6 protein-coding genes are annotated in these 10,336 nt (G+C 47.7%); all 6 read right to left on the bottom strand.

All coding sequences use genetic code 11. The features are described 5' to 3' along the window. Window positions 1–711 precede the first annotated feature (711 nt). The 6 genes from AC58QG_RS20150 to AC58QG_RS20125 all read right to left on the bottom strand — a co-directional run bounded on the left by AC58QG_RS20150 (window position 712) and on the right by AC58QG_RS20125 (window position 10,166). Window positions 712–2,979 carry a hypothetical protein gene (locus AC58QG_RS20150; RefSeq protein ID WP_497363919.1) on the bottom strand — a complete coding sequence of 756 codons (2,268 nt, stop codon included), beginning with the start codon at window positions 2,977–2,979 and terminating at the stop codon, window positions 712–714. Between the two features lie 53 nt (window positions 2,980–3,032). Further along, on the bottom strand, window positions 3,033–4,754 hold the full coding sequence (locus AC58QG_RS20145) for a type 2 periplasmic-binding domain-containing protein (protein ID WP_497363918.1): 1,722 nt from the start codon (window positions 4,752–4,754) through the stop codon (window positions 3,033–3,035). A 64-nt stretch (window positions 4,755–4,818) separates the two neighbouring features. Then, entirely contained in the window at window positions 4,819–5,688 is an 870-nt protein-coding gene (locus AC58QG_RS20140; RefSeq protein ID WP_497363917.1) for a carbohydrate ABC transporter permease, read from the bottom strand. 95 nt (window positions 5,689–5,783) lie between these two features. Continuing rightward, the gene (locus tag AC58QG_RS20135; RefSeq protein ID WP_497363931.1) at window positions 5,784–6,710 is read right to left on the bottom strand and encodes an ABC transporter permease; all 927 of its coding nucleotides are present in this window, start codon (window positions 6,708–6,710) and stop codon (window positions 5,784–5,786) included. A gap of 178 nt (window positions 6,711–6,888) precedes the next feature. Further along, a complete protein-coding gene (locus AC58QG_RS20130; protein ID WP_497363916.1) occupies window positions 6,889–8,385 on the bottom strand; it encodes a response regulator transcription factor in 1,497 nt (498 codons plus the stop codon). Further along, window positions 8,382–10,166 (bottom strand): cache domain-containing sensor histidine kinase, encoded by a 1,785-nt coding sequence (locus AC58QG_RS20125; protein WP_497363915.1) that lies wholly within the window; start codon window positions 10,164–10,166, stop codon window positions 8,382–8,384. Before AC58QG_RS20125 ends, AC58QG_RS20130 begins: the two co-directional genes overlap by 4 nt. Window positions 10,167–10,336: the final 170 nt, after the last annotated feature.

Raw genomic sequence — 10,336 nt, 5'->3', positions numbered from 1 at the left:
ACAAGGTCGAATAGCACAATTGGTTACATGTCCCCCGCACAATTCGAGCAGCTCTACTACCAGCGGTTAGCTTAACTTAGTGACGTCCACTTTCTTGACAGAAGAGCAAAATGGGCGTTATTGCTCACGATCTTGCTCTTCGATGCCAGTGCCGAGCAAAATAAGACCCTTTTGGGGTCTTATTGACGCGCTCGAACGTCGGGATCACTGCTTTAACGCCCAAAAAGGGCGTTAATGCTCACATATGAGATCCGGGGATTTTTGAATATACAACTTCAAGAACGGGTTGAAGATACTCCAAGTCGATAAAATCGACTTAATCCAGTCATTCAGGCTCCTTGAATTACTCTAAGTCGATAAAATCGACTTAATCCAGCCATTCAGGCTCCTTGAAGGTACTCCAAGTCGATAAAATCGACTTAATCTAGCCGTTCAGGCTCCTTGAATTACTCTAAGTCGATAAAATCGACTTAATCCAGCCATTCAGGCTCCTTGAAGGTACTCCAAGTCGATAAAATCGACTAGCTCGTGTGCGACCTTGGCTTTTGGCCTCGAGGTAGTCGAAAAATTAGGGCATTGTTGACGCGCTCGAGCGTCGGGAACAAAAAAAGAGCCAAGAATACTCTTGGCCCTCCTACTTTATTGCAAGGTGACTTTCACATTATCGAGCCACACATTCACACCTTATGCCACGTTTCGGTGCATGATCCATTATTGAAGCAATTGTCCTGCAACAACCTCCACGGCATTAATATACACATGCGTATCTAAGGATTCTGGATGTTTCAACCCTTTGACAACTAATTTAATTTCCGTCTCCACATCTGGATCTAGGCCAATCACACTATATAGCGATTTGCGGAAGCCAGTTTGCGGTTTATACGTATCGACCGTACCTTGATAAGCCCCATTCAGGTATACATCGAAGAACCCACCGTCCGCACACTTCTTCCCAACAATGCTAGCGGCTTCCCCTTTGAATCGGAATGATAATTCTGCTCCAGCTGCGCCTGATTTGGCCAGCGTTCGTGCATACACGTTCCAATCACCATCTGCTCTACCCCAATCACCTAAATAGTGAAGTGCTGCATCGGTATCCAGATAGCGAATGCAATGCACTGGGGCGGATTCAGTGATAGGTTCTATTCGTAAGCTACGGAAGGCATGACGATGGTAGCTGCTCAGCAGAGCAGCATGGCCGCTCGGAATCTCGCTATCTGTATAGTCAAACAAATGCTTACCGTTCCAATGTGCTTGGATTGTTTTGCCTTCAAACGCCAGCTCCAAGACGTACCATGCATTCGGCTCCAAGGCGGTTGTATCTCCCTGCAAAAGGGGGTATTTCCCTTTCATCAGCTCATACCGCCCAGTATGCCGCATACGCAGCCAGTAGCCTTCCGGCGGCTCATTGCTTTTGGCGGTATAGTTGATGCGGCCGCCTAAGCCGATATAGCCTGCCTGCTGCTCAAGCTGGACCTCAACCGACACACGGTAGTTGGTCCATTCCAAGCTGCCTAGGAGTGAATACGGCTCCGGTGTCCTGCGATACGTCCAGTCGATCGGGATTTGATCTTCCGTCACTTGCTGACGGAGAATCAGACCACCCTCGGCATTCGGCTCGAATTCAAAAGCACCTCCTTGATCGGACGTATACTTCGGATTCCCGCTCGCTTTGGCGCATCCAGTTGCGAAGTCATCCCAATACGGAAGTGGGAAATTCGTATCCGAGGAAATACTCAACTCCTCGTCGCCTTTACGCTGCCCTGTTGTCGTAGTGATCGTATAAATCGAATAAGACTCGGCTGTGAATTGGTAAGGTCCCTCCGACTCAAGATGTATAGCAGCCAGCTGAAAATGAGTATGTTCTGTGGTCTTCCAAATATACAGCTTTCGATCCGCATTGCCCGTGTCCAACTGATAGCTGCATGGCTCAGGTCCATTGTTAAGCACGACGATCGAGATGTCCTTCGTGTTCGGATCCTCTAAAGTCACAAACCCGCCAGTCGCCGATTGCCCGCATGCATCGTCGAGATAAACCCAACCAGGCTGCATGAACTGCGTAAAGTGGGCAATCACCCAGAAACCAGGATCAATACGGTAATGACCAGACCAAGGCCATGTCGCTACTAAAATGCCTTTGTAGTTGAACGGCGTGTTCTCATACTCTGCTTCCAATAAAGGATGCAGTTCGTATTTCACCATCTTCCCATCGACGTACATGTCGATGATACGCTTGCCGATATGCAGGGCTCCTCGGCTAAAGCTGTGGCGAAATGGCGCCAAATCCTCACTCAGCCAAAGCGATTTCCCGCTGAGCTTGGCCGTCTCCGTACTGTCTTGGCGGTAATGCACGCCATAGGCGTGCACCGCCTCGAACAGCTCCGGGTCCTCTGCCGCATGGTCGGCGATATCCCAGCCATGGTCGCTGTCGTCAGCGACAAGCTTAATATGGCCGAACCCTTCTCGCTGGAGGCCAGGCACCAGCGTGTTCACCGTCCAATCGCGACTGAAAGCGCCCTCATTGATATCCGGACCGAGGAAATCGAATTCGAGTCCGTATTCGTCCCTCGCTCCGCGCAAGAAATTCAAGTAATACACCAGCTTATCCTCGTCGTTCTGAATCCAGCGTGGCGTCCCCCAGCGCAGCGCGTCTAGCAGCAGCGCTGGGTTAATAGCTTTAGCCAGCTTAGCGATGGGAAGCCCATAGCCTCGCGTAATGTCAAAGTCTTCACGACTCCGCATGTGCGAAGGCTCGGTGCCCGCCGAAGTATTCACGTCGGAGCCCAGCTCCACTTTCAAATGCTGCAAGCTAACCCCATACATTGGCTTAAACAATAAGTCCATGATTTCGTTACGCTGCTGCTCCGGATAATCCATGAGCAGCTTCGACATCCCATTGCTCGTAATACCGCCGATGCCTTCAAACACTCGGCCTGGCTTAGCATCATTACATTTAATTACTTGCGTCTGATCTTCCATCGTGATTCCCCTCTACTGGGCAGATCGCTCTCATTCGTCTGCCTCCCTAAGGATTATTTTTTGATTTCACTCATGATTTGTTTATACTTCTGGTCCTGCTGCTTCGCGATTTCATACATGTCCTTCGCTAGGAAAGCATTATCTTTCTGCGTTGCATACCAGTTAGCCATCCATTCTTCAACCTTTTTGCCGTCTGCTTTTTCCCAAATAGTGATGGCTTCCTTCATTGCATCATCAGTGGAATATTTATCGCCTTCCACGATGGATTTCGCCCAAACCGTTCCGTTACCGGCTCCAACCATGCTGTTCACTTGTTTATCTGTGTTTGTCACAATGGTTGCCAGATCTTTCGGCAGCTGCGGCATATGCTCGGAGTGGGTCAGCTCTGCGTATGGCAGATCGAATGTCAGATACGTATCGCGAAGCAACTGATAGTAATCCTGCACACGCGGGTCACTCTTATACTGAACAGCTGGCGTGGAACATTTATTAAAGCGCAATCCTGTATTCGTCAGCATTTTCATATAAACCGTGATATCGCTAACTTCTTTCTTAAATTTGTCGGCGTCAATAATTTGCGGACAACCATCTACAGTTTTCGTGTGAACGCCTTCTGTTCCATTATCGAGGACATCGGCCGTGGAATCCTTCGCCATGAAATCAATATATTTCATTACCGCATCCGCATTTTTCGTTGAAGCAGCAACGGATCCTGTCATTTGCACCGGATTTTCCAACGATGGCGTGAAGCGCCCAAAAGGACTTGTCGGGAACGGCATCAGCGTCATGGTCGCTGTCGGTACGTTCTTTTGAAGTGGGTCTAGGAATTGCGACACGATATCCTGCGGCGTATTAAAGTTTGGTGAAATGATACCTACTTTGCCTGTGATAAAGTCCTGTTTGGCCTTCGCCATATTTTTATCGTTGAAAAAGTCCTTGTCTACAATGCCTTCACTGTACAGCTTTTTCTTAAAATCCGTCGCTACCTTAATGTTTTCCCAGCTATAGGTCAGCTTGCCGCCTTTGACAACCCATGGCTTAATCGCATAAAACATTTGATTGATCGTGTATTCCATCGAACCTGCCAAGGCGATACCGAACGTATCCTTTTTACCATTGCCGTCTGGATCCTGTTCAGCAAAAGCTTTCGCAACCTTATACAAATCGTCCGTTGTTTTCGGCATTTCTAGGCCCAGCTTCTTCAACCAATCCGTCCGGATAATGACGCCACGAAGCGGATTGATCCATTGAATATGCCCAACTTCATACAGCTTGCCATCTGGTTTAGTACCTGCTTTACGCAGCAGCGGATTTTGCTCTAGCAGCTTTTTATATTCCGTAGAGCTCTTAGCAATCAAATCATCTAAAGGAAGCAGCTGCTTTTGCTCGTACAATGGGTTCCTGATCGTTGGATCGAAAACCATTAACAAATCAGGTGCGGAGCCAGAGGCGAACATGACATTCGTTTTTTCTTTAATTTGGGCAAAAGAAACCGCTGTGAATTTCACATTCTCAGGCCCTTTCTCGTTGATCCATTTGGTCCAGCGATTAGACTCATTCGTCCCTTCTTCTTGGGAGACACGTCCCGTGTCGTAAGCAGTTACGGTAATGTCTTTGCGAACTTCAGGCGCTTTTGTTGCCACTGATGACGTTGGTGCAGAGGATGCCGCCGGTGAAGCGGTAGAGGTGGTTTCATCATCTTTGGAGCAGCCGATCACGGTAAGTGCCAATACAGCGGTTGACGCTAAAGCAAGCTTCACTTTCATATTTTTCATGTATACGTACCCCTTTCATATATGAACAGCTTGGTAAGCATGGTGAATCCGGCATGAAATGAAACTATCCTTTTACAGCACCGAGCATGACGCCCTTCACAAAGTACTTTTGCAGAAAAGGGTAGATCACGATCATCGGCAGCATCATAATCATGACACTGGCCGCCTTCAAAGATTCCGGCACAACTTCGACTTGAGCGCCTGTTAGCACAAGCTCCTGCAAAAGTTGTTGATTTTGAATCATATTTTGCACAAGGACAGCCATATTATATTTCGCGGATTCATTGATATAGAGCATTACATTGAAAAATGAGTTCCAGTAGCTCACCGCATAAAATAGCGTAATCGTTGCCAGCACTGGCTTGGATAATGGCAATATGATTTGCAGCAGCTGACGCCATTGCCCGCAGCCGTCCATTTTACCCGCTTCTTCCAGCTCATCCGGGATGTTCTCAAAGTACGTCTTCATGATCAGCATATTGTAGGTATTCACGAGAGCAGGAATCCATAGCGCCCAGTAGCTGTTCACTAGTCCAAACATTTTCACGATGAGATAGGTCGGAATCATTCCCCCGGTAAACATCATGGTAAAAATCAATGCCAAGGTCACATAGCGTCTGCCGGGAAATAATTTGCGCGACAACGGGTAGGCGGTCAGTATGGTAACCAGCATGCTCAGCGCGACACCAACGACGGTGATCACAACACTGTTTCGAAAAGCGGACAGCATCCGTGTACCTTCAATCATCGAAGTAAAGGCGTCCGTGTTCCAACCAACTGGCCACAGGGTTACTCTGCCTGAAAGGATGTCCTGCGTGTGGCTCAATGATAATGATGCAATATGCAGCAAGGGCAGCAAGCACGTCAAGGCGATCAGTGCCAACAAGCCATAATTAAGTCCGAAAAAGAGGCGGTCTCCAAAGGACGTTCTCATCTGTTCTCCCTCCTTTTGTGGCGTATTGGGTATTGGGGCCCCCGCAAAGTAATAGGAATTTACTCCAGAGCTTTGCTTCACTTTGTGGGGAATGTTTAGAACAATCCGTGTCCAAAACGGCGAGCCAGCGCATTCGCGGAGAAGACAAGCACAAATCCTACTACGGATTCGAAAAAGCCCATTGCTGCCGTCAGGCTGAATTGCCCGCCTTGAAGGCCCACGCGATACATATAGGTCGAGATGACCTCGGAGACACTGGCGTTTAATGAATTTTGCAACACATACACATGATCGAAGCCGATCTCCATCACCTTACCTAATTGTAAAATGAGCAGAAGGACGATCGTTGTGCTAATGCCGGGAATCGTCACATGACGGATTTGCTGCCATTTATTGGCTCCATCGATGTTTGCAGATTCATAGAGCGAAGGATCAATGGCGGTTAATGCAGCCAGGTAGATGATCGCGTTAAACCCCATTTCCTTCCATACGCCTGACGAGATAAAAACAGCCATCCAACTCTTCGTGTTGTACAAGAAAGCGAATGGCTCTCCGCCTGAAAGCTTGATCCAGTTGTTCACGGTGCCCGATTCAATCGACAGGATTGAGATGATCAAGCCGCCCACAATTACCCATGAGAAAAAATGAGGCATATAGAGTATGGTTTGAACAATTCGCTTAAACCACATTCGGCGAGCTTCATTCAGCATAATCGCAAGCGAAATCGGAATGGGAAACCCGCATATTATCGTTAGACCACTCAGCACGAGTGTATTGCGAATAATGTCCAACGTCTGGTCTTGCTTAAACAGCGTTTCGAAGTTGTTCATCCCGACCCAAGGGCTGTGAAGAATACCGTCCGTGAAATTGTAATCCTTGAAGGCTATGACAAGCCCTCCCATCGGCAAATATTTAAACAGCACATAGAACAATATGCCGGGGATCAACATGAGAATGAGCGGTAAACTTTCCTTCAGTCGCAGCTTCGATTTGGCCTTTACTTTACGCAGTTGATTCGGCATCACTGTGGTATGTACCTCTGAATTTGGGTTCATTCTCTCTCTCCTTTCTACTTCTTATTATAGAAGAAGAATCTCAATCCTACCTTGAATCTGATAAGCAATACCTCGAAAATTATATGGAATGTTAGTGAAAAGGCACGCAGCGAAATTCGCTACATGCCTTAAGCTTCCCGCTAAATTAACCCATCTTCCGGAACTCGCTCGGCGAGCAATGCACCCATGTACGGAATACGGTTGTAAAATAGTTCGGATCCTCGTAGCCGACCGATTCGGCAATTTCGGATATTTTCATATTCGTATTGCTTAGTAATATTTTTGCCTTCTCCAATCGGAATTTCGTTAAGTAATTCGTGTAGCTTTCGCCAGTTTCTTTTTTAAAAAGATTGCTAAAGTAGCTCACACTAAGATGCACATGCTGGGCAACATCATGAATGGAGCAGGCTCCTTCGTAATTTCGTTCCATGTAGGCTATGGCTTTATCCAGTAAGTTGACATTTTTACCAGCGAGCCAGGAATTCAGCTGCCACATAAAGGTCTGTATTTGCTTGGAAAGCCATTCCGCGACTTCGGGGGATAAGCGAATCGGCTGCAGCACCTCAATCCACTCGCCAAGCCCCTTCTCTTCGGCATCCTCTCCATCTAAGGCTCGCTTACTTGCCGCTGCTAGCGCCAATGCCGTGCTCAATCCTTCGATTTTGGCATCATTCACATTCATGTCTGTCACCTGTTGGAGCAAAACTTCCAAGTATTCACGCAACTGCTCCGTCTTTCCCTGTACGATGAGGGACATCACGTCGGTCTGGATACTCTTACTCCGGGCAGCATGGTCAGGGATTTGCAGTTCTGCTTTGCTGATTCCCTCATAGGAGGCGAAATGCCCATATAAGGAGCGCACGCTTTCATACGCTTCCGACCGGATTGTTAAGCCAAGCAAACTTTGTGTGGATGCTACCAGCCCAAGCTCAAAGGACGTGAACGAGGAATACTTATCGGCTAGCACAGCGAAAACATCATGCTTCACATTCGTAATGCTGCCAGATAAATGCGAGATTGCGAGCCATTCTTTCATCATGTTCAGTAGAGCAAATTGAAGTAGTCTCGCATCCTCTCGCCGGTAGCTTTTGGATGACGGTGTGTAGGTGTCGACTGTAAATACCAATAGATGTCGGCCATCGCAGGTTGAGTGTAGACGTTCCGTTGCCACTTCATCCATCGGGAGCCCGAGCAGCCATGATTGGAGATGATGCTCCAGCAGGCGATTCTGTTCCTGTTGACTGCGTTCAGCCTGCTCTTGGCGCTCTGCATACAAGCGATAGGCCTTCTCCAAGGGAGGCGCCAATTCTTGAGCGGAGATGGGCTTCAGCAAGAAGTCGATCGCTCCATAGCGCAGCGCAGCCTGCGCAAATTCGAAATCCTTATGCGCTGTCAACACCATCACATCGATTGAACGGTCTAACTCGGAGATGCGCCTGCAGAGCTCGACGCCGTCCATTTCGGGCATACGAATATCGGTAACGACCAGATCTGGCTCAAGCTCTTCGATAAGGGATAAAGCTTGCAGTCCATTCTCGGCTTCCCCAATGACGGTCCATCCGGCATGGCTTGCTTCTATCATTTTAGACAAACCTCTGCGTATGAGATGCTCATCGTCTACAATTAACAGTTTCCCTTTCATAACTGCCGACTTCCTTCCATCTGGGTTTGAACGGGTAATATTAATTTCATCGTTGTTCCAGAGTTAGGCTCACTATGGATGACTAATCCATATGGGGGGCCGTACATGAGACTGACTCGCCTGATGACGGTCTTCAGTCCAATGCCTCCAGTGGTACTGGTAGTCTCCTCTAGTCTGCGATGCTGAAGCTGCATGATTTTGTCAATCTGCTCCTGCGACATGCCTTTGCCATTATCGCTAATTTCGATACATAAGAGGGATTGCTCGATAGTTACTTTAATGCGCAGAATGCAAATCTTGGACATTTGGGCAAAAGCATGCACGAAAGCGTTCTCGACCAGCGGCTGCAGAATGAGCCTGATGACAGGGAGCTGCTCCGCTTCCTCATCTACTTGGATGAACGTCTCGAGCCTGCCGCCAATTCGCACACTTTGAATATTGATATATTTCGTAATGTGTTCGATCTCGTCTTTCACGGTTGTATGCGCATTCGGGTTCTGCAGGGCATAGCGCAGCAACCCGGACAAGGAAAGCACCAGCTGCGCTGCTTGTTCATCATTCTCACCAAGATATAGCTTCATATGAATCGTATCTAGCGTGTTATAGAGGAAATGAGGATTCAATTGCGCTTGCAGCGCAGTGAGCTCCGCCTCCCGCTCATTCAGTTTACGTTCATACACTTCCTCGACGAGTGATTCAATATTTGCTGCCATTTCGTTAAAGCTGTGGCCCAGAAAGGCCAGCTCATCCTGCGTAGAGATGCGAATCCGCGTATCGAAGCGGCCGCTACGAAGCTTTTTCATCCCCGTAACTAACGTGTGAAGGGGTTTAAGCAATCTTTTTCCAGTGAAGAAAATAAGCAACGAGGCAAGAAAAATACTGACGAGACCCGAGTAGAGGGCGATTTGGAAAATAACCTGACTCTTCTCGTTAATGGACTTCAGTGACAAGGTGCTGATGACTGTCATCCCGGAGTCTCGCGTCTTATTGCGGCTAACGAGAATCGACTCCCTATTTGATTTCACAATTTGTGAGTCCGACACGTGCAGCAGTTCCTCAAGTGCAAAGCCGCTATTAGGCTTCGTATTCGTATAGACGACCTTGTCGTTACTATCGAGCAGAATCACCTGCGCGTTCTCGCCCTTCGCTAATTCATCCAGAATCGAGCCAAAGATGGATTGATCATAAAATAAGATCAGGTTACCGTAGAGCTCCTGCTTCTTATTCTTCATATAGCGTGCCGCCGAGATCACGTTGCGATAGCCGGAGCTTTCAATGCTCGATATTTTCAAAGGCTGCCACACCAGCTCACCATTGGAGCCCTCCAATGACCGAAGAACTGCTGAATAGTTGGCATCACTGAGGGGGATGACGGTGCCAGCATTATTTTCAAAAAAGTAGCCTGAGCCCTTCGTATTGTAGACATACATGCTGGAAAGCTTGGGTTCATCAATCGAGATCTGATTCAGCAGCTTCGTCAGCTCGTCCTGATCCAATAAGCGGTTGTAGAAGGTATCATCTGCACGCTCTGCTGAGCGCCTGAGAATGTCTTCAATGTAAGGATGAAACACAATATAGTTGGTCGCTTTATATAGATTCTGAATCTGCGTTTCGACACGAGCGGTTGCCTGTTCATTGGCCTTGGCGAATTGCTTGCTAATTTCCGTCGTAAACAGCTTGAGATAGACCTTATAGGTGGCATATCCGGATATGAGGAAAATGACCATAATCAAAATGGATAACGAGGCTATGAGTTTAAACGACAGCTTCTTCTTGAACATTTCCACACCCCCGTACAGATATTATAGCCTACAGGAGATTCTAACGCCTCGAAAATCATACGATTTCTCTCGAAAATAATGTAAAAAAACGCTGATAGTAGACGTTGTGCGGTGCTTAAGGGTGCCAGAAGATATTCATGCGGGAGCCCAAATTGGATTGACAGAGGAGG

The sequence above is a fragment of the Paenibacillus sp. J22P169 genome (genome assembly GCF_059691995.1).
This window is presented reverse-complemented; position numbering and strand designations above follow the sequence as displayed.

Coding starts and splice junctions, on each gene's coding strand:
- AC58QG_RS20150 (WP_497363919.1), bottom strand. CDS start 2,979: ATGGAAGATCAGACGCAAGTAATTAAATGTAATGATGCTAAGCCAGGC.
- AC58QG_RS20145 (WP_497363918.1), bottom strand. CDS start 4,754: ATGAAAAATATGAAAGTGAAGCTTGCTTTAGCGTCAACCGCTGTATTG.
- AC58QG_RS20140 (WP_497363917.1), bottom strand. CDS start 5,688: ATGAGAACGTCCTTTGGAGACCGCCTCTTTTTCGGACTTAATTATGGC.
- AC58QG_RS20135 (WP_497363931.1), bottom strand. CDS start 6,710: ATGCCGAATCAACTGCGTAAAGTAAAGGCCAAATCGAAGCTGCGACTG.
- AC58QG_RS20130 (WP_497363916.1), bottom strand. CDS start 8,385: ATGAAAGGGAAACTGTTAATTGTAGACGATGAGCATCTCATACGCAGA.
- AC58QG_RS20125 (WP_497363915.1), bottom strand. CDS start 10,166: ATGTTCAAGAAGAAGCTGTCGTTTAAACTCATAGCCTCGTTATCCATT.